The organism is Pseudomonas sp. 22072 (assembly GCF_052046095.1).
Taxonomy (GTDB): domain Bacteria; phylum Pseudomonadota; class Gammaproteobacteria; order Pseudomonadales; family Pseudomonadaceae; genus Aquipseudomonas; species Aquipseudomonas paracarnis.
The window spans coordinates 115,247-132,402 of sequence record NZ_JBQEQE010000008.1; the positions used below are offsets into that span (position 1 = coordinate 115,247).

The window sequence follows — 17,156 nt, forward strand, 5'->3', positions numbered from 1 at the left end:
CCACGTACTTTTGAGGTGATTCCCATGATGAAAGGTGGCATGGCCGGCCTGATGAAGCAGGCGCAGCAGATGCAGGAAAAAATGGCCAAGATGCAGGAAGAGCTGGCCAACGCCGAAGTCACCGGTAAAGCCGGTGGCGATATGGTCAGCGTGGTGATGACCGGTCGTCACGACATCAAGCGTGTCAGCATCGACCCAAGCGTATTGCCAGGCGTGGGTGAAGATGACCTGGAAATGCTCGAAGCGCTGTTCGCCGCAGCCGTCAACGACGCTGTGCGCAAGATCGAAGCCAACAGCCAGGACAAAATGTCCGGCGTGACCGCTGGTATGCAACTGCCACCGGGCATGAAACTGCCGTTCTGATACAGGTTTTAGCTAGACTCAAATGCCAGGCATCGCGCCTGGCATTTTTTTTGGCCGGTCGAAACATCGAACCCCAGGCCTTCACCGATGGTCTGCACCCTATACCGTTGAAACCACTCACCGATAAAGGAGCCCCGCTGATGCCTCAAGAAATGACGCTCAACCAACGCATCGTTCTGGTCTCACGCCCTCAAGGCGCACCCACGCCGGAAAACTTTCGCCTGGAACGTGTGAGCCTGCCGGACCTGGCAGACGGTCAGGTGTTGCTCAAGACCCTGTACCTGTCCCTGGACCCTTACATGCGTGGACGCATGAGTGACGCGCCGTCCTACGCCGCGCCCGTGGAAATCGGCGAGGTGATGACCGGTGGGGCTGTCAGCCGTGTCGAGCAATCGCGCAACCCGAAATTCGAAGTGGGCGACCTGGTGGTCGGCGCCACCGGCTGGCAAAGCCACTGCATTTGCGAAGGCCATAACCTGATCCCGCTGCCCAAGGGGTTGCCGAGTCCGTCGATGGCCTTGGGCGTACTGGGTATGCCGGGCATGACGGCCTATATGGGCTTGATGGATATCGGCCAGCCCAAGGCCGGGGAAACCCTGGTGGTGGCGGCTGCGTCTGGCGCAGTGGGGTCGGTGGTGGGCCAAGTGGCCAAGCTCAAGGGCTTGCGCGTGGTGGGCATTGCCGGTGGCGCAGACAAGTGCCGCTACGTGGTGGATGAGTTGGGCTTTGACGCCTGTATCGACCACAAGAGCGAAGATTTTGCCCATGAGCTGGCCCTGGCCTGTTTCAAAGGCGTGGACATTTACTTCGAAAACGTCGGCGGTAAAGTCTTCGATGCCGTGCTGCCTTTGCTCAACCCCAAAGCGCGCGTGCCGCTGTGCGGGTTGATTGCCGGCTATAACACCCATGAAGCGCCCAGCGGCCCTGACCGTTTGCCGGCCCTGCAACGCACCTTGCTGACCAAGCGGGTGCGCATCCAGGGCTTTATCGTGTTCGATGACTACGGCGACCGCCAGCCGGAGTTCCTCAGTGCCATGGCGCCTTGGGTGCGCGAGGGCAAGATCAAGTTCCGCGAGGACGTGGTCGACGGCCTGGAGCAGGCGCCCGAAGCCTTTATCGGCCTGCTCGAAGGGCGCAACTTCGGCAAGTTGGTGGTGCGCGTCGCGCAGGATTGAGTATTTGACGCTAATCCGGGGCGCGGGTATAAACCGCGTCTCGTTGTTTTGTCGGACCCTTCGCCCATGAGCTTCAGCCCCCTGATTCGCCAACTGATCGACGCCTTGCGCACCTTGCCCGGCGTTGGCCAGAAAACTGCCCAGCGCATGGCGCTGCAACTGCTGGAGCGTGACCGCAGCGGCGGCACTCGCCTGGCCCAGGCCCTGAGCCAGGCCATGGAGGGCGTGGGCCACTGCCGCCAGTGCCGCACCCTCACCGAAGAAGAACTCTGCCCGCAATGCGCCGACCCGCGTCGCGACGACACGTTGCTGTGCGTGGTGGAAGGGCCGATGGATGTGTACGCCGTGGAGCAAACCGGTTACCGCGGGCGTTACTTTGTGCTAAAGGGCCACCTGTCGCCGCTCGACGGTTTGGGGCCGGAAGCCATCGGTATTCCACAACTGGTGGCGCGAATCGAAGAGCAGGGCACCTTTACCGAAGTGATCCTGGCAACCAACCCGACGGTGGAAGGTGAAGCCACCGCGCACTACATCGCCCAGTTGCTGACCAATAAAGGTTTGATTACTTCACGGATCGCCCATGGCGTACCGTTGGGTGGCGAGCTGGAATTGGTGGACGGCGGCACCCTGGCGCACTCGTTCGCAGGCCGCAAACCCATCGCGCTCTAAAGCCCATTGCAATCTGGGACTTCCTAACCCTGTAGGAGCGAGCTTGCTCGCGAAAAACTAATAGGCGCCGCGTTCACTCAGGAAGCACGCGTTATCGTTGACGGTTTTCGCGAGCAAGCTCGCTCCTACAGGGTTAGCGCAGACACATGACTTGATAACCAAGCAAGCGCTTGGTAAGTTCGCTCCATCTCGCCATGGAGCTTGCCGATGTCTGCCTATCAGGAATACTTCGATCCCAGCCACCAATTGGTCCGCGACAGCGTGCGCCGCTTCGTCGAGCGCGAGATGCTGCCGGGCATCGAGCACTGGGAGGAAGCTGAGAGCTTTCCCCGTGAGCTTTACCTCAAGGCCGGTGCGGCGGGCATTCTGGGCATCGGCTACCCCGAGGCGCTGGGTGGCAGCCACGAAGGCGATCTGTTCGCCAAGGTCGCCGCCAGCGAAGAGCTGATGCGCTGCGGCTCCGGCGGCGTGGTGGCAGGGCTCGGCTCCCTGGATATCGGCCTGCCGCCCATCGTCAAATGGGCCCGGCCCGACGTGCGTGAGCGCATAGCGCCTCTGGTGCTCGCCGGCGAGAAGATCATCGCCCTGGCGGTCACCGAGCCCAGCGGCGGCTCGGATGTAGCCAACCTGCAAACCCGCGCCGTACGTGAAGGCGAGCATTACCGCGTGAGCGGTGCCAAGACCTTTATCACCAGCGGCATTCGCGCTGATTTCTACACCGTGGCCGTGCGCACGGGTGGGCCGGGCTTTGGTGGCATCAGCCTGCTGCTGATTGAAAAAGACACGCCCGGTTTTACCGTCGGCCAGCCACTGAAGAAGATGGGCTGGTGGGTGTCGGACACCGCCGAGTTATTCTTCGATGACTGCCGCGTGCCTGTGGGCAATCTCGTCGGTGTCGAGAACATGGGCTTTGCCTGCATCATGGGCAACTTCCAGAGCGAGCGCCTGGCCTTGGCCCTCATGGCCAACATGACCGCGCAACTGGCCTTGGAGGAAAGCCTCCAGTGGGCCGCCCAGCGCGAAGCATTCGGCAAACCCATCGGCAAATTTCAGGTGCTCAAGCATCGCCTGGCGGAAATGGCTACCGCCGTGGAGGTTTCCCGCGAGTTCACCTATCGCCAGGCCGCGAAGATGGCCGCCGGCAAGAGCGTAATCAAAGAGATTTCCATGGCCAAGAATCTGGCTACCGATACCGCTGATCGGGTGACGTATGACGCGGTGCAGATATTGGGCGGGCAGGGATATATGCGTGGCAGTCTGGTGGAGCGGCTGTATCGCGATAACCGGATTTTGTCGATTGGTGGCGGGACGCGCGAAGTGATGAATGAAATCATCAGTAAGCAGATGGGGTTGTAAGCCGGGGTGTTCTTTCGGCCTCATCGCGGGNATTCCACGGTGGGAGCCGGGCTTGCCCGCGAAAGCGTCAGTACTGACGACGCTTATCTCTCGGTCAGCCCGAACTGCGTCAGGCAATACGTCGGAATCCCCATGTCTGCCAACCGCTGCGAGCCACCCAGCTCCGGCAAATCAATAATCGCCGCGGCTTCAAAGATCTTTGCCCCCATGCGCCGCACCAGGTTCGCCGCCGCAATCAGGGTGCCGCCGGTGGCGATCAGGTCATCGAACATCAGCACGGAATCGCCTTCGCACAGGCTGTCGGCGTGCACTTCCAGGAAGGCTTCGCCGTACTCGGTCTGGTAACCCTCGGCCAGCACGTCCGCCGGCAGCTTGCCTTGCTTGCGGAACAGGATGAGCGGCTTGTTGAGTTGGTAGGCGATGATCGAGCCGATCAGGAAGCCACGGGCATCCATTGCACCGATATGGGTGAAATCGGCTTCGACATAGCGTTGGGCAAAGCTGTCGGCCACCAGGCGCAGGGCGCGGGGCGATTGAAACAGCGGCGTGATGTCACGAAAGATCACACCCGGCTTGGGGAAGTCGATAACGGGGCGAATCAGGGATTTGATGTCGAACGAATCAAAAGTCATCGTCGAGGAGTCCAGAGCGGAAAACGGACTCGAAGTATACCTGCGGCCTCGCCGATTGGCGCGGCCGCAGCCTGGATCAGACCTCCAGCGAACCGCCAGCCAATGCACACAGCTGGATCGGGTCGAGGATATGCACTTCTTTACCCTCGGCGGCAATCAACTGGTTCTGCTGGAAACGGGTAAACACGCGGGACACGGTCTCCACTGCCAGGCCCAGGTAATTACCGATCTCATTGCGCGACATGCTCAGGCGGAACTGGTTGGCCGAGAACCCACGGGCGCGAAAGCGCGCCGACAGGTTGACCAGGAACGTGGCGATACGCTCGTCGGCGGTTTTCTTCGACAGCAGCAGCATCATTTGCTGGTCGTCACGAATCTCGCGGCTCATCACGCGCATCAACTGGCGGCGCAATTGCGGCAGTTGCAGGGCCAGTTCATCCAGGCGCTCGAAAGGAATTTCGCACACCGACGTGGTTTCCAGGGCCTGGGCCGATACCGGATGAATCTCGGTGTCCATCCCCGACAGCCCGACCAACTCGCTTGGCAGGTGGAAACCGGTGATTTGCTCTTCGCCGCCGTCGCTGAGGCTGAAGGTCTTCAACGCGCCCGAGCGTACTGCATAGACGGAATCAAACTTGTCGCCCTGGCGAAACAGAAACTCGCCTTTTTTCAGTGGGCGGCCGCGTTTGACGATGTCGTCCAGCGCATCCATGTCTTCCAGATTCAACGAAAGTGGCAGGCAGAGGGGGGCCAGGCTGCAATCCTTGCAATGGGCCTGGCTGTGAGCGCGCAGTTTGACTGGCTCGGACATTTCTTAAATCCTTGTGGGAAAACACACATAAGACGTAAGGGTAACGCACTGGGGGGCAGCGAGGCCAGCGTGTACAGAAAACCTGCACAGGTATAAAGATTTGTTGCTTGAGGTCGATACAAAGAGCACATCTCTTAGACGGAGCTCGGATCATGTCTGTTATAGCGGCCTACAACCCGGCTATTCGCATCCCTGTTGTGCCTGACGCGAAGCCGGTTACTGCGCTCAAGGACGAAGGTCCCACCCTTGAAAAATCTTCTGAAATCAAGGTCGTGGAAGGTGTGACAGTGACTATTTCCGCTGCGGCATTCAAAGCGGCAGGCGTGGAGCAGCGCAGCAATGCGGACATCGATGACAGTGGCCTGGAAGACAACGTCAAACAGGTACTGAAAATGATCCGCCAACTGAAGCAACAGATCGCCGAAAAACAGGCCGAACTGGCGGCGGTGGCCGCGGACAGTAATCTTTCCCCTGAAGAGGCGCGTGCCAAGGCGAGCGCGCTGCAGACCGAGATCGGTTCGCTGCAGGCTGGCCTGATGTCGGCTCAGACGTCGCTGGCCAAGGCGATGAAAGGCATGAGTGCCGAGGATTCGATGAAAGCTGCCTCCCTGGCGATGTAATCAAATCACCCGCGAAAACCGTTGCCTGTTCTGGTGCTCCAGGTAGGCATCGAACACCATGCACACCGAGCGCACCAACAAGCGCCCGGCTGGCAGCACGCGAATGCCCTGAGCGTCCAGTTCGATCAAGCCATCATCGGCCATTGTCTGCAATTGCGGCCATGACTCGGCAAAATAGCCGCGAAAATCGATGTTGTACGCCTGTTCGATTCCCTCGAATGCCAGGCTGAAATTGCAGATCAACTGCTGGATCACGTCCCGTCGCAACCGGTCGTCCGTAGTGCAGACCAGGCCGCGGCTGGTCGCCAGTTGCGCGCCCGCCAAGGCATTCTGGTACTGGTTCAGGTCACTGCTGTTCTGGCAATACAGGTCGCCGATCTGGCTGATCGCCGACACCCCCAGCCCAATCAGGTCGCAGTGCCCGTGGGTGGTGTAACCCTGGAAGTTGCGCTGCAGCTTGCCTTCTTCCTGGGCCACCGCCAGTTCGTCGTCCGGCAGCGCAAAGTGGTCCATGCCTATGTAGCGGTAACCGGCCTGGGTCAGTTGTTCGATGGTGGTTTGCAGCATCAGCAGTTTTTCTGCCGGCGAGGGCAGGTCGTCGGTGTTGATCCGCCGCTGGGGCATGAAGCGTTCCGGCAGGTGCGCGTAGTTGAATACCGACAGGCGGTCAGGCTGCAAGCGGATAACTTCCTCCACGGTGCGCGCAAAGTTCAACGGCGACTGCTTGGGCAGGCCGTAGATCAGGTCGATATTGATCGAGCGAAATTGCAAGGTGCGCGCTGCATCGATCACGGCGCGGGTTTCCTCCAGGCTTTGCAGGCGGTTGACCGCCCGTTGCACCTCGGGGTCGAGGTCTTGCAGGCCGATGCTCACGCGGTTGAAGCCCAGTTCGCGTAGCAGGCCCATGGTGGCCCAGTCGGCTTCGCGCGGGTCGATTTCGATGCCGTAGTCGCCCGAGTCATCATCCAGCAAATTGAAATGCTGGCGCAGGCGTGTCATCACCTGGCGCAGTTCATCGTGGCTGAGAAACGTTGGCGTACCGCCGCCGAAATGCAGTTGCTCAACGGGTTGCTGCGGGTCGAGGTGGCAGGCCACCAATTGGATCTCCTGCTCCAGGCGCTGCAGGTAGGCCTGGGCGCGCCCCCGGTCCTTGGTGATCACCTTGTTGCAGGCGCAGTAGTAGCAAATGTTGGCGCAGAAGGGTACATGCACGTACAGCGACAGTGGCCGCACTGCCTTGCGGCTGTCACGCAGGGCGTGGAGCAGGTCGAAGGTGCCGACCTGGCTGTCAAATTGTACGGCGGTGGGGTAGGACGTGTAGCGCGGCCCCGCCAAGTCGTAGCGGTGAATCAGATCTGTGTCCCAACGAATGGCGTCGAGCATGCGGGCGGTCCCCCGGATTGGCTAGTGGGCCGAGTCTAGGGGCAGGGCAGGCAAGGCATGTTGATTTGCATCAACGGGGAGCGGCGCTATGCCACAGGGCCTGTTAATGCCCCATTAGCCAGTGCTGATGGGGGCCGGGCAAGGTCCAGAGGCCGAAGATCATCACCAGCACCCCGCCGGCCACCCGCACGCTGCGCTTGCGCAACAACGCCGTCACCCGTTCGGCGGCCAGCCCGGTGGCCAGCAGCACCGGCCAGGTGCCCAGCCCGAACGCCAGCATCAGCAAGGCGCTGTCCAGCGCATTGCCCTGGCTCGCCGCCCATAGCAGGGTGCTGTAGACGAGCCCGCACGGCAACCAGCCCCACAGCGCACCCAGCAACAAGGCGCGGGGCAGGCTGGACACCGGCAGCAAACGGTTGGCCACTGGCTGCAGATGCCGCCACAGGCCGCGCCCCAGGCTTTCGATACGGGTGAGGCCGCTCCACCAGCCGGCCAGGTACAGGCCCATGCAGACCAACAGCAGGCCGGCGAGCACACGCATGAACATCGCTGCCGGGCTGTTGGCCACCGCCCAGCCGGCCAGGCCGATCAATAAACCGGCGGTGGCATAGCTGAGGATGCGCCCCAGGTTGTACGCCAGCAGCAGGCGAAAACGGCGGCTGCGTTGTTCCTTGGGAATCGCCAGGGTCAGCGCGCCCATCAACCCACCGCACATGCCCAGGCAGTGGCCACCACCGAGCAGGCCGAGGATCAGCGCCGAGACCAGCAAGGGCATCAGCTCAAGCATGAGGGGGCTCTTTGGGCGGTTGCTCGGGGTTGTTGGCTTCATCGATGGCGGCCAGGTGGTTCGGGTCCTGGTCATCGAACAGCACGCTATGGGCCGGGCCATCGAGGTCTTCGTACTGGCCGCTGTCCACGGCCCAGAAGAAGATGTAGATGGCCACGCCCACTAACAGCAGTGCTGCCGGAATCATCACATAGAGAGCTGGCATCTGTACTCCATGCCCACGCGGCTCAGGCCGGCAGCGGGCGGGTTGCTGGGGCGGTACCCGGGGCTTGCGCGCTCGGCAGGCGAGTCAGGCGCAACGCGTTGAGTACCACGGTCAACGAACTGAGGGACATGCCGATGGCCGCCCAGATCGGAGTGATCCAACCCAGGGCGGCGAACGGCAGCATAAGGCCATTGTACAACCCGGCCCACAACAGGTTCTCGATGATCACTCGGCGGGTGCGCCGCGCGAGGCTGAAGGCCTGCACCAGCGCATCCAGGCGGTTGGACAACAGCACCGCATCGGCGCTGGTTTTTGCCAGGTCGGTGGCCGAGCCCATCGCCACACTGATATCGGCAGCAGCCAACACCGGCACATCATTGACCCCATCGCCCAGCATCAGCACTTTGCGACCTTCCTTGTGCAGGTTTTGCAGTACCTGCAGCTTGTCGTCAGGGCGCAGGCTGCCGTGGGCTTCGTCGATACCCAGCTCAGAGGCGACACTGGCTACCATCGGTGAACTGTCGCCGGAGAGCAACAGCGTGCGCCAGCCCCGCGCCTTGCATGCGGCCAGCAAGGCGGGGGCGTCGCTGCGCAGACGGTCGTCGAGTACGAACCAGGCCAGCGCCCCGCTGCGGTCGCCCAGCAGCAGCCATTGCCCGGCTTCGTCCGGCGAGGCGGGAATCGTGCAGCCACTGAGTTCACAGACAAAACCCGGCTGGCCGATGCGCAACAGACATTCTCCCACACGACCCTCCAGGCCCAGGCCTTGCGTGCTCAGCACTTCATCGGCGGCCAGCGGCGCACGGCCGAAGGCACGGGCAATCGGGTGTTCGGAGCGGTTCTCCAGGGCGGCGGCAAGGCCCAGGCATTGGTCGCTGTCCAGCGCGCCGAGGGGCCGGATGGCGCGCAACGCCAGGCGCCCTTCGGTGAGGGTGCCGGTCTTGTCGAAAATCACCGTGTCGATCTGGTTTAGGCCCTCCAGCACATGGCCGCGGGTCAGCAGTAACCCGAGACTGTGCAAGGTACCGGTGGCTGCGGTAAGGGCGGTGGGCGTGGCCAGCGACAGGGCGCACGGACAGGTCGCCACCAGCATCGCCAGCACAATCCAGAACGCCCGGGTGGGGTCCAGCTCCCACCACAGCAGGCCGATCAGTGCGGCGGCGATCAGCGAGCACAACAAGAACCACTGTGCAGCGCGGTCGGCGATCTGCGCCAGGCGCGGCTTCTCGGCCTGGGCGCGCTCCAGCAGGCGCACGATGGCGGACAGGCGCGTGTCATGCCCCAGGGCGCGTACTTGGACGGTCAGCGCGCCTTCGACATTCAGCGTGCCGGCCGTGACGCTCTCACCCGTGCGCCGAGGTTGCGGCAGGTACTCGCCGGTCAGCAGGGATTCATCAATGCTGGATTGGCCGTCGAGAATCACCCCATCCGCCGGCAGCACCGCACCGGGATGCACCAGCACACGATCACCCAGTGCCAACTCGCTGAGCAGGATGCGTTCGCTCTGGCCATTGTCCTTGAGGCGCAGGCAGGAGGCGGGCAACAGGTTGACCAGTTGGGCGGTGGCTGCGGCAGTACGCTCCCGGGCGCGGCGCTCAAGGTAGCGTCCGGCCAGCAGGAACAGGGCAAACATGCCCACGGCATCGAAATACAACTCGCCTACGCCAGTGATCGCCGTCCAGATGCCGGCCAGGTACGCGCCGCCAATCGCCAGGGACACCGACACGTCCATGGTCAGGTGGCGCGTGCGCAGGTCACGCAGGGCGCCTTTGAAGAAGGGCGCGCAGCTGTAGAACACGATGGGCGTGGTGAGAAACATTGCGACCCAGCGCAGGATGATGTGCAGCTCCGGGCTCAGGTCAATATTGAATTCCGGCCAGGTGGCCATGGTTGCCATCATGGCCTGGAACCACAGCAAGCCGGCGACCCCCAGTTGTCGCAGGGCCAGGCGATTCTCGCTGGCCAATTGTTCGGCGGCGCGGTCGGCCTGGTAAGGGTGGGCGGCGTAACCGATATGGCGCAGCTCGCTGAGCAGTTGGCTCAACGGCAATTGCCCATCGGCCCAGCGCACGTGCAGGCGGTGGTTGGACAGGTTCAATCGCGCTTCGGCCACCGCAGGCAGGCTGCGCAGGTGTTTCTCGATCAACCAGCCGCAGGCGGCGCAACTGATGCCTTCCATCAGCAAGGTGGTTTCGGCCAGGTCGCCTTGATGGCGGACAAAGGGTTTTTGCACATCGGCGCGATCGTACAGCGCCAGCTCGTCCACCAATTGCACGGGGAGCGCCTCGGGGTTGGCCGAGGCTTCGCTGCGGTGTTGGTAATAGCTTTCCAGCCCGCCGGCCACTATCGCCTCGGCCACGGCCTGGCAGCCCGGGCAGCAGAGTTCGCGGCGTTCGCCGAGGATCTGGGCGGTGAACCGACTGCCGGAGGGGACGGGTAGGGCGCAGTGGTAGCAGGGGGTGGGTTGGGTCATTACTCGGTTCCGCAGATCGTTCCCACGCTTTGCGTGGGAATGTTGCCCGTGACGCTCTGCGTCACAAAGCGGACGCAGAGCGTCCAGCAAGGCGTTACCACGCAGAGCGTGGGAACGATCATCGTCTACTTCTTCAAGTCTTCAGCGCCCTGCAACGGTTCGTCACCCAGCAACAAATCCTTGTCATGGCTGACCTCTTCCTCTTCGAACAGGCGCCAGGTGTTGCCGCCTTCCACGCCAAGCAGTTCCACGAAACGGCGACCTTCGACCTTGTCGGTGACCTGGCCAATGTAGCGGCCGGGCTCGCTGTCGCTGCGGGTGAGGTTGATCTTGCGATCCTTCTCTGGCTGGGTCGGGGAGATCAGGTTCAGCTCCAGGGTATTTGGATTGCTGTAGCCAGTCAGTTGCAGCTCGACCTCGCCGGTCAGTTCGTCCAGGTGCAGCTTGCCGCGCAGTTGCAGGGTCTGGGCCAGGCGTTCGCGGTCCAGGGAACGGTTGATGCCTTTGCCGGCCTCGTAGTAGTTGTCGTTGACCAGATTGTCCGGGTTGTTCACTGCGATGGTCACCATGGACAAGGTCAGGGTCACCGAGCAGGCCAGAATCGCGATGATGATCCAGGGCCAGAGGTGCTTGTACCAAGGGCTGGCGGCAGTAGTTGCGGGCATGCGTATGTTCCCTGTTAACGGACTTGTGGGCCGATGAATCGGCTCTTGGCTTCAATATGGACGCTGGTGTCATCGGCGTCTTCGAGGATGAAGGTCACCTCGTTGGTGCTCGACGGCAACTGCTCGGGCGCACTCGACAACTCCACCGGCATGCTGACGATATCGCCGGCGGCCACTTTGATTTCGCGCCGGCCTTGCAGCTTGAGGTCCGGCAGGCCAGCGGCGTCGAGCACGTAGGTGTGGTCGCGCTGGTCTTTGTTCATGATCTTCAGGCTGTAGACGTTTTCGATGCGTCCTTCGGCGTTCTCGCGATACAGCACGCGGTCTTTGCTGACGTCGAAACCCACCAGCGAGCGCATGAAGAAGGCGGCCACCAACAGGCTGATCATCGCCAGCAATACCAGGGCGTAACCGATCAGGCGCGGGCGCAGCTTATGGGTTTTCTGCCCCGAAAGGTTGTGTTCGGTGGTGTAGCTGATCAGGCCGCGTGGGTACTCCATCTTGTCCATGATGTTATCGCAGGCATCGATACAGGCGGCGCAGCCGATGCATTCGATTTGCAGCCCGTCGCGGATATCGATACCGGTAGGACATACCTGCACGCACATCGTGCAGTCGATGCAGTCGCCCAGGCCCTGGGCCTTGTAGTCGGTACCCTTTTTACGTGGGCCACGCACTTCGCCACGGCGGGGGTCATAGGACACGATCAAGGTGTCCTTGTCGAACATCACGCTCTGGAAGCGCGCATAGGGGCACATGTAGATGCACACCTGCTCACGCAGCCAGCCGGCGTTGCCGTAGGTGGCGAGGGTGAAGAAACCCACCCAGAAATACGACCAGCCATCGGCCTGGCCAGTGAAAAAGTCGAACACCAGTTCGCGAATCGGCGAGAAGTAGCCGACGAAGGTGATGCCGGTGGCAAAGCCGATCAGCAGCCACAGGCTGTGCTTGCTGAACTTGCGCAGGAATTTGTTGGCGCTCATGGGCGCTTTGTCGAGCTTGATGCGCTGGTTGCGGTCGCCTTCGGTGACCTTTTCGCACCACATGAAGATCCATGTCCACACGCTTTGCGGGCAGGTATAGCCGCACCACACGCGCCCGGCGTATACGGTGATAAAGAACAGGCCAAAGGCCGCGACAATGAGAATGCCCGACAGCAGGATGAAATCCTGGGGCCAGAACGTTGCGCCGAAAATAAAGAATTTACGCTCCGGCAGGTTCCACCACACCGCCTGGTGACCGCCCCAGTTCAGCCACACCGTGCCGAAGTACAACAGGAACAGAGCGGCACCGCCGACCATGCGCAAGTTGCGGAACAAGCCAGTGAAGGCGCGGGTGTAAATCTTCTCACGCGAAGCGTAGAGGTCGACGGTCTTGGCAGGCGGGGTAACGTCATGTACCGGTATCTGGTCGCTCATCATTGCATCCCACGGCGGTGGAGATTTGCCTCGGCCAGTACGTGCCAGCCGGGGTCAAATTAAGGGTGTTGCAGTGGCCTAATGATACGCCCCCGATGGTGCGCAAAGGGTGCGACCTTTGGTCGCGTTGGGGGAAATCAATTGATGGTGTACGTGACCTGGATCAATTGACTTGGCAAGTATGGACGGTTTTTGTCGGTAAGCCGGTCATTCGTCCCATGGATTGATCAGTGCAACGCCGCTCGATTGGAAGTCGCTGATGTTGCGCGTGACGACGGTGAGCCCATGAACCAGCGCAGTTGCGGCAATCAATGAATCACTTTCGTTGGCTCGGTCGGGTACATGCAAGTGTGCGCAACGCAACGCGACTGCTGCATCGACGGGCAGGATTCTGGCATCAAAGGCGGGCATCACATGACGCTTGAGCCAGGCTCTCAACACCTTCCCCTGTGCCGGGTCTCGCCGCTCAATTCGCAGGACTCCGGTTTCCAATTCCTTCAGCGTGATCGCCGAAATAAACATACGTGGCGCCACCACACTTTTTGCCCAAGCCACGACATTCGCATCAGCCTGAGGTTTACGCAGTTCAGAGATCACATTCGTGTCGAGCAAATACATCAAGAAAAGTCCACGGGTCGATGAATGATCACGGCACGTTCGGTTTCGAAGTCGATATCGGCCGCTTCCGGCATCACCAACAGGTCAACGATGTCGGCATTCAGACCTGTCAGCTTCTGGTAGTCCTCAATGCTTAGCAGTACATGGGCAGGCTTGCCGCGATCAGTGATAAAAACCGGCCCTTTGCGGGCGGCTTTTTTGGCACCACTTGTGTCTTGGTTGAATTCGCGGCTGGAAATGGTCGTGATGGTCATGGGGTAGGTCCCCCTTCGCTGGACTGAATGTAGTTACGTTACTACCTGGCGAGTGCGCGCGGCAAGGTTGAGGCTACGAACGGTAGATTTGGCTTTGAAAGTTTCGCAGCTAAAACAAAAAAGCCCCGCCAGCATTCGCTGCGCGGGGCTCGATTATTGTTTCAGAGGTCTTACTGCTCCTCAGCCTTCTTATCCCCATGCGACAAGCTATACACATACGCCGCCAGCAAATGCACCTTGTCATTGCCCTGCAACTGCTCCTGCGCCGGCATCTGGCCCTGGCGGCCATAACGGATGGTCTGCTGCAGTTGCGCAAAGCTTGAACCGTAGATGAACGCACCCGGATGCGTCAGGTCCGGCGCGCCCATGGCGGGGGTGCCTTTACCGGCCGGGCCGTGGCAGGCCACGCAGTTGGCGGCGAAGAGTTTCTCACCGTTGGCCACATCGGCCTTGGCACCTTCCGGCAGTTTGCGACCATCGAGTTGGGTCACCACAAAGCCTGCTACGTCAGCCACGCCTTGCTCGCCGATGACTTCGGCCCAGCCTGGCATCACCGCGTGGCGGCCCTTCATGATGGTTTCCTTGATGGTGTTGGGTTCGCCACCCCAGCGCCAGTCGGCGTCGGTCAGGTTGGGAAAGCCGTAGGCGCCCTTGGCGTCGGAGCCGTGGCACACCGAGCAGTTGGAGGCAAACAGCCGACCGCCCATCTTCAAGGCTTGCGGGTCCTTGGCGACTTCTTCAATGGGCATCGATGCGAACTTGGCGAAGATCGGCCCGAACTTGGCCTCCGATCTGGCCATTTCCTTTTCCCATTCGTGCACGCCGGTCCAGCCGGTCTGGCCGTTGGCGAACGGGGTTTGCTTGTCGTTGTCGAGGTAGTTGTAGCCTGGCAGCAGACCCTTCCAGTTGCCCAGGCCAGGGTAGAGCACCAGGTAACCAAGGGCGAAGACGATGGTGCCGACAAACAGCATGAACCACCACTTGGGCAGCGGGTTGTCGTACTCCTCGATGCCGTCAAACGAGTGGCCGACGGTCTCGTCCGTCTGTTCGGTGCGCTGGCCCTTGCGGGTCGACAGCAGCAGCCAGGTCAGGGCGAAGATGGTACCCAGACTGAGGACTGTGACGTACAGACTCCAGAACGTAGTCATTCTTTGTTACTCCTAGAAGCTTGCTCGACGTGCTTGATGGCTTCGGGATCATCTGCAAAGGGCAGCATGGTCGCGTCGTCAAACTCCGACTTGCGCCGTGGGCTGAACACCCACAACGCCAGGCCGATAAAGGCCACCATCACCACAACGGTGCCCAGGCCACGAATCATCCCGATATCCATGTAGGTCACCGTTTGCTTTTGATGATGGTGCCAAGGCCTTGCAGGTAGGCCACCAATGCGTCCATTTCGGTCTTGCCCTTCACGGCTGCGGCTGCGCCGGCGATGTCTTCGTCGGTGTAGGGCACGCCCAGGGTGCGCAAGACTTCCATCTTCTTCGCGGTGTCCTTGCCGTCGAGCTTGTTTTCCACGAGGAACGGGTACGCCGGCATTTTCGACTCAGGTACCACGTTGCGCGGGTTGTACAGGTGCGCACGCTGCCAGTCATCGGAGTAACGCCCACCCACACGGGCCAGGTCCGGGCCGGTGCGCTTGGAACCCCACAGGAACGGGTGGTCCCACACGCTTTCACCGGCGACCGAGTAGTGGCCGTAGCGTTCGGTTTCGGCGCGGAACGGGCGGATCATCTGCGAGTGGCAGCCCACGCAACCGTTGGCGATGTAGACGTCGCGGCCTTCCAGTTCAAGGGCGGTGCGCGGCTTCATGCCTTCGACCGGCTTGTTGGTCACGTCCTGGAAAAACAGCGGGACGATTTGGGTCAGGCCGCCGATGCTCACGGCGATGACCATGAAGAAGGCCAGCAGGCCGATGTTCTTCTCGACTACTTCATGCTTCATCAGTGAGCTCCCACAACGGCGATCTTGGCGGCGGCTTCGGCTTCTACAGGGTCGCTGGCACGCACGGTGCGCCAGACGTTGTAGGCCATCAACAGCATGCCGCTGGCAAAGAACGCACCGCCCAGGGCACGTACGATAAAGCCCGGGTGGCTGGCTTGCAGCGCTTCGACGAAGGAGTAGGTGAGGGTGCCGTCATCGTTGATCGCACGCCACATCAGGCCCTGGGTGATGCCGTTGACCCACATCGAGGCGATGTAGAGCACGGTGCCGATAGTGGCCAGCCAGAAGTGCGCGTTGATCAGCCCGACGCTGTGCATCTGCACGCGGCCGAACAGTTTGGGGATCATGTGGTACAGCGCGCCGATGGAGATCATCGCCACCCAGCCCAGCGCCCCGGCGTGTACATGGCCGATGGTCCAGTCGGTGTAGTGGGACAGCGAGTTGACGGTCTTGATCGCCATCATCGGACCTTCAAAGGTCGACATGCCGTAGAACGCCAGGGACACCACCAGAAACCGCAGGATCGGGTCGGTGCGCAGCTTATGCCAGGCGCCCGAGAGGGTCATCATGCCGTTGATCATGCCGCCCCAGCTTGGCGCCAGCAGGATGATCGACATCGCCATGCCCAGGGACTGTGCCCAATCCGGCAAAGCGGTGTAGTGCAAGTGGTGAGGGCCGGCCCAGATGTACAGGGTGATCAGCGCCCAGAAGTGCACGATGGACAGGCGATAAGAGTAGATCGGACGCTCGGCCTGCTTGGGCACGAAGTAGTACATCATCCCCAGGAAACCGGTGGTGAGGAAGAAGCCTACAGCGTTGTGGCCGTACCACCACTGGATCATCGCGTCCGTTGCGCCGGAATAGGCCGAATAGGACTTGAACAGGTTCACCGGCAGGGAGGCGTGGTTGACGATGTGCAGCATCGCCGTGACCACGATAAAGGCCCCGTAGAACCAGTTGCCCACGTAGATGTGCTTGGTCTTGCGCTTGACGATGGTGCCGAAGAACACCAGGCCGTAGGTCACCCACACGATGGCAAGCAAAATGGCGATCGGCCATTCCAGCTCGGCGTATTCCTTGGTAGTGGTGTAGCCCAGGGGCAGGCTGATGATGGCGCCGACGATGACCGCCTGCCAGCCCCAGAAGGTGAAGGCGGCCAGACCATCGGAAATCAGTCGCGTCTGGCAGGTGCGCTGCACGACATAGTAGGAGGTGGCAAACAGTGCACATCCGCCGAAGGCGAAGATCACCAGGTTGGTGTGCAGTGGGCGCAGGCGGCCGAAAGTCGTCCAGGGCAGGTCGAAATTCAATTGCGGCCAAACCAGTTGCGAGGCGATGAACACCCCGAGCCCCATGCCAAGGATCCCCCAGACCACCGTCATGATGGCGAACTGGCGGACTACCTTATAGTTATAAGCAGTCGGACTGATTGCTGTGCTCATTCTAAGGTTCCACGGTTTAGGTTTTTTTATAGGTAAAATCGGCCGCAAGTATGTAGAAACCGAGGGGCCATTGCAACGCAATGGCTGACCTGTATCAATGCGTTCCACGCCAGATTCTGCGCCCTTTCCATGTTTGGTGTAAGGATAAAGACCGAAATAGAAAGCTGATCAAGTGGACAGGAATTTTAGAGGGCGCAACGGATACCGTCGCCTACGCCAGAATTGCTCCACTGTGGGAACAAGCGTAGACCCGAATAGGAGGAGGGGAAAGTTGGGTGTCGCGAGGGTGCGACACTTGGTCGCGACTTATGCCTGTGGCGAGGGAGCTTGCTCCCGTTGGG

19 protein-coding genes are annotated in these 17,156 nt (G+C 61.1%); 5 read left to right on the forward strand and 14 right to left on the reverse strand.

Annotated features, from left to right (window positions below; all coding sequences use genetic code 11):
* Positions 1–24 precede the first annotated feature (24 nt).
* The 4 genes from ACTJLA_RS10855 to ACTJLA_RS10870 all read left to right on the forward strand — a co-directional run bounded on the left by ACTJLA_RS10855 (position 25) and on the right by ACTJLA_RS10870 (position 3,563).
* Positions 25–363, forward strand: a complete 339-nt coding sequence (locus tag ACTJLA_RS10855; protein WP_003193199.1) for a YbaB/EbfC family nucleoid-associated protein — start codon at positions 25–27, stop codon at positions 361–363.
* Positions 364–503: 140 nt separating this feature from the next.
* Positions 504–1,538 (forward strand): NADP-dependent oxidoreductase, encoded by a 1,035-nt coding sequence (locus tag ACTJLA_RS10860; RefSeq protein WP_034128391.1) that lies wholly within the window; start codon positions 504–506, stop codon positions 1,536–1,538.
* Between the two features lie 66 nt (positions 1,539–1,604).
* Positions 1,605–2,207 carry a recombination mediator RecR gene (recR, locus tag ACTJLA_RS10865; RefSeq protein ID WP_014719453.1) on the forward strand — a complete coding sequence of 201 codons (603 nt, stop codon included), beginning with the start codon at positions 1,605–1,607 and terminating at the stop codon, positions 2,205–2,207.
* 207 nt (positions 2,208–2,414) lie between these two features.
* Positions 2,415–3,563: an acyl-CoA dehydrogenase family protein gene (locus ACTJLA_RS10870; RefSeq protein WP_440841222.1), complete on the forward strand. Its 1,149-nt coding sequence runs from the start codon at positions 2,415–2,417 to the stop codon at positions 3,561–3,563.
* 83 nt (positions 3,564–3,646) lie between these two features.
* Here ACTJLA_RS10870 and ACTJLA_RS10875 read toward each other — a convergent pair whose 3' ends face one another.
* Positions 3,647–4,195: an adenine phosphoribosyltransferase gene (locus ACTJLA_RS10875; protein WP_034128393.1), complete on the reverse strand. Its 549-nt coding sequence runs from the start codon at positions 4,193–4,195 to the stop codon at positions 3,647–3,649.
* A 76-nt stretch (positions 4,196–4,271) separates the two neighbouring features.
* On the reverse strand, positions 4,272–5,006 hold the full coding sequence (gene fnr / locus ACTJLA_RS10880) for a fumarate/nitrate reduction transcriptional regulator Fnr (RefSeq protein WP_005790290.1): 735 nt from the start codon (positions 5,004–5,006) through the stop codon (positions 4,272–4,274).
* A gap of 152 nt (positions 5,007–5,158) precedes the next feature.
* On the opposite strand from fnr, the gene ACTJLA_RS10885 reads away from it, so the two are divergent.
* On the forward strand, positions 5,159–5,626 hold the full coding sequence (locus tag ACTJLA_RS10885; protein WP_314546957.1) for a hypothetical protein: 468 nt from the start codon (positions 5,159–5,161) through the stop codon (positions 5,624–5,626).
* Here the strand turns inward: ACTJLA_RS10885 and hemN are convergent, their stop codons facing one another.
* The 12 genes from hemN to ccoN form a co-directional block, all read right to left on the reverse strand.
* Entirely contained in the window at positions 5,627–7,009 is a 1,383-nt protein-coding gene (gene hemN / locus ACTJLA_RS10890) for an oxygen-independent coproporphyrinogen III oxidase (RefSeq protein ID WP_034128394.1), read from the reverse strand.
* Positions 7,010–7,112: 103 nt separating this feature from the next.
* Positions 7,113–7,796, reverse strand: a complete 684-nt coding sequence (locus ACTJLA_RS10895) for a sulfite exporter TauE/SafE family protein (protein ID WP_034128395.1) — start codon at positions 7,794–7,796, stop codon at positions 7,113–7,115.
* Positions 7,789–8,001, reverse strand: a complete 213-nt coding sequence (gene ccoS / locus ACTJLA_RS10900; RefSeq protein ID WP_054898601.1) for a cbb3-type cytochrome oxidase assembly protein CcoS — start codon at positions 7,999–8,001, stop codon at positions 7,789–7,791. Before ccoS ends, ACTJLA_RS10895 begins: the two co-directional genes overlap by 8 nt.
* Positions 8,002–8,023: 22 nt before the next feature.
* Positions 8,024–10,474, reverse strand: a complete 2,451-nt coding sequence (locus ACTJLA_RS10905) for a heavy metal translocating P-type ATPase (protein WP_314546964.1) — start codon at positions 10,472–10,474, stop codon at positions 8,024–8,026.
* 125 nt (positions 10,475–10,599) lie between these two features.
* Positions 10,600–11,139, reverse strand: coding sequence for a FixH family protein (locus ACTJLA_RS10910; RefSeq protein ID WP_014719446.1), 540 nt, complete (start codon positions 11,137–11,139; stop codon positions 10,600–10,602).
* A gap of 14 nt (positions 11,140–11,153) precedes the next feature.
* A complete protein-coding gene (ccoG, locus tag ACTJLA_RS10915; RefSeq protein WP_034128398.1) occupies positions 11,154–12,557 on the reverse strand; it encodes a cytochrome c oxidase accessory protein CcoG in 1,404 nt (467 codons plus the stop codon).
* 207 nt (positions 12,558–12,764) lie between these two features.
* The gene (locus ACTJLA_RS10920) at positions 12,765–13,175 is read right to left on the reverse strand and encodes a type II toxin-antitoxin system VapC family toxin (protein ID WP_034128399.1); all 411 of its coding nucleotides are present in this window, start codon (positions 13,173–13,175) and stop codon (positions 12,765–12,767) included.
* Complete coding sequence (locus ACTJLA_RS10925) at positions 13,175–13,429, reverse strand: type II toxin-antitoxin system Phd/YefM family antitoxin (RefSeq protein WP_034128400.1); 255 nt, start codon at positions 13,427–13,429, stop codon at positions 13,175–13,177. The genes ACTJLA_RS10920 and ACTJLA_RS10925 overlap by 1 nt, the downstream gene beginning before the upstream one ends.
* A gap of 170 nt (positions 13,430–13,599) precedes the next feature.
* Positions 13,600–14,577: a cytochrome-c oxidase, cbb3-type subunit III gene (ccoP, locus tag ACTJLA_RS10930; protein WP_014719444.1), complete on the reverse strand. Its 978-nt coding sequence runs from the start codon at positions 14,575–14,577 to the stop codon at positions 13,600–13,602.
* On the reverse strand, positions 14,574–14,759 hold the full coding sequence (locus ACTJLA_RS10935) for a CcoQ/FixQ family Cbb3-type cytochrome c oxidase assembly chaperone (RefSeq protein ID WP_003193169.1): 186 nt from the start codon (positions 14,757–14,759) through the stop codon (positions 14,574–14,576). Before ACTJLA_RS10935 ends, ccoP begins: the two co-directional genes overlap by 4 nt.
* A 5-nt stretch (positions 14,760–14,764) precedes the next feature.
* Positions 14,765–15,373 (reverse strand): cytochrome-c oxidase, cbb3-type subunit II, encoded by a 609-nt coding sequence (gene ccoO, locus ACTJLA_RS10940; RefSeq protein WP_003193167.1) that lies wholly within the window; start codon positions 15,371–15,373, stop codon positions 14,765–14,767.
* Positions 15,373–16,815, reverse strand: a complete 1,443-nt coding sequence (gene ccoN / locus ACTJLA_RS10945; RefSeq protein WP_014719443.1) for a cytochrome-c oxidase, cbb3-type subunit I — start codon at positions 16,813–16,815, stop codon at positions 15,373–15,375. Before ccoN ends, ccoO begins: the two co-directional genes overlap by 1 nt.
* Between the last annotated feature and the right edge of the window lie 341 nt (positions 16,816–17,156).

What these genes read in the sequence shown, in the direction of transcription:
- ACTJLA_RS10855 (WP_003193199.1), top strand. Translation starts at nt 25, where the DNA reads ATGATGAAAGGTGGCATGGCCGGCCTGATGAAGCAGGCGCAGCAGATG.
- ACTJLA_RS10860 (WP_034128391.1), top strand. Translation starts at nt 504, where the DNA reads ATGCCTCAAGAAATGACGCTCAACCAACGCATCGTTCTGGTCTCACGC.
- recR (WP_014719453.1), top strand. Translation starts at nt 1,605, where the DNA reads ATGAGCTTCAGCCCCCTGATTCGCCAACTGATCGACGCCTTGCGCACC.
- ACTJLA_RS10870 (WP_440841222.1), top strand. Translation starts at nt 2,415, where the DNA reads ATGTCTGCCTATCAGGAATACTTCGATCCCAGCCACCAATTGGTCCGC.
- ACTJLA_RS10875 (WP_034128393.1), bottom strand. Translation starts at nt 4,195, where the DNA reads ATGACTTTTGATTCGTTCGACATCAAATCCCTGATTCGCCCCGTTATC.
- fnr (WP_005790290.1), bottom strand. Translation starts at nt 5,006, where the DNA reads ATGTCCGAGCCAGTCAAACTGCGCGCTCACAGCCAGGCCCATTGCAAG.
- ACTJLA_RS10885 (WP_314546957.1), top strand. Translation starts at nt 5,159, where the DNA reads ATGTCTGTTATAGCGGCCTACAACCCGGCTATTCGCATCCCTGTTGTG.
- hemN (WP_034128394.1), bottom strand. Translation starts at nt 7,009, where the DNA reads ATGCTCGACGCCATTCGTTGGGACACAGATCTGATTCACCGCTACGAC.
- ACTJLA_RS10895 (WP_034128395.1), bottom strand. Translation starts at nt 7,796, where the DNA reads ATGCTTGAGCTGATGCCCTTGCTGGTCTCGGCGCTGATCCTCGGCCTG.
- ccoS (WP_054898601.1), bottom strand. Translation starts at nt 8,001, where the DNA reads ATGCCAGCTCTCTATGTGATGATTCCGGCAGCACTGCTGTTAGTGGGC.
- ACTJLA_RS10905 (WP_314546964.1), bottom strand. Translation starts at nt 10,474, where the DNA reads ATGACCCAACCCACCCCCTGCTACCACTGCGCCCTACCCGTCCCCTCC.
- ACTJLA_RS10910 (WP_014719446.1), bottom strand. Translation starts at nt 11,139, where the DNA reads ATGCCCGCAACTACTGCCGCCAGCCCTTGGTACAAGCACCTCTGGCCC.
- ccoG (WP_034128398.1), bottom strand. Translation starts at nt 12,557, where the DNA reads ATGAGCGACCAGATACCGGTACATGACGTTACCCCGCCTGCCAAGACC.
- ACTJLA_RS10920 (WP_034128399.1), bottom strand. Translation starts at nt 13,175, where the DNA reads ATGTATTTGCTCGACACGAATGTGATCTCTGAACTGCGTAAACCTCAG.
- ACTJLA_RS10925 (WP_034128400.1), bottom strand. Translation starts at nt 13,429, where the DNA reads ATGACCATCACGACCATTTCCAGCCGCGAATTCAACCAAGACACAAGT.
- ccoP (WP_014719444.1), bottom strand. Translation starts at nt 14,577, where the DNA reads ATGACTACGTTCTGGAGTCTGTACGTCACAGTCCTCAGTCTGGGTACC.
- ACTJLA_RS10935 (WP_003193169.1), bottom strand. Translation starts at nt 14,759, where the DNA reads ATGGATATCGGGATGATTCGTGGCCTGGGCACCGTTGTGGTGATGGTG.
- ccoO (WP_003193167.1), bottom strand. Translation starts at nt 15,373, where the DNA reads ATGAAGCATGAAGTAGTCGAGAAGAACATCGGCCTGCTGGCCTTCTTC.
- ccoN (WP_014719443.1), bottom strand. Translation starts at nt 16,815, where the DNA reads ATGAGCACAGCAATCAGTCCGACTGCTTATAACTATAAGGTAGTCCGC.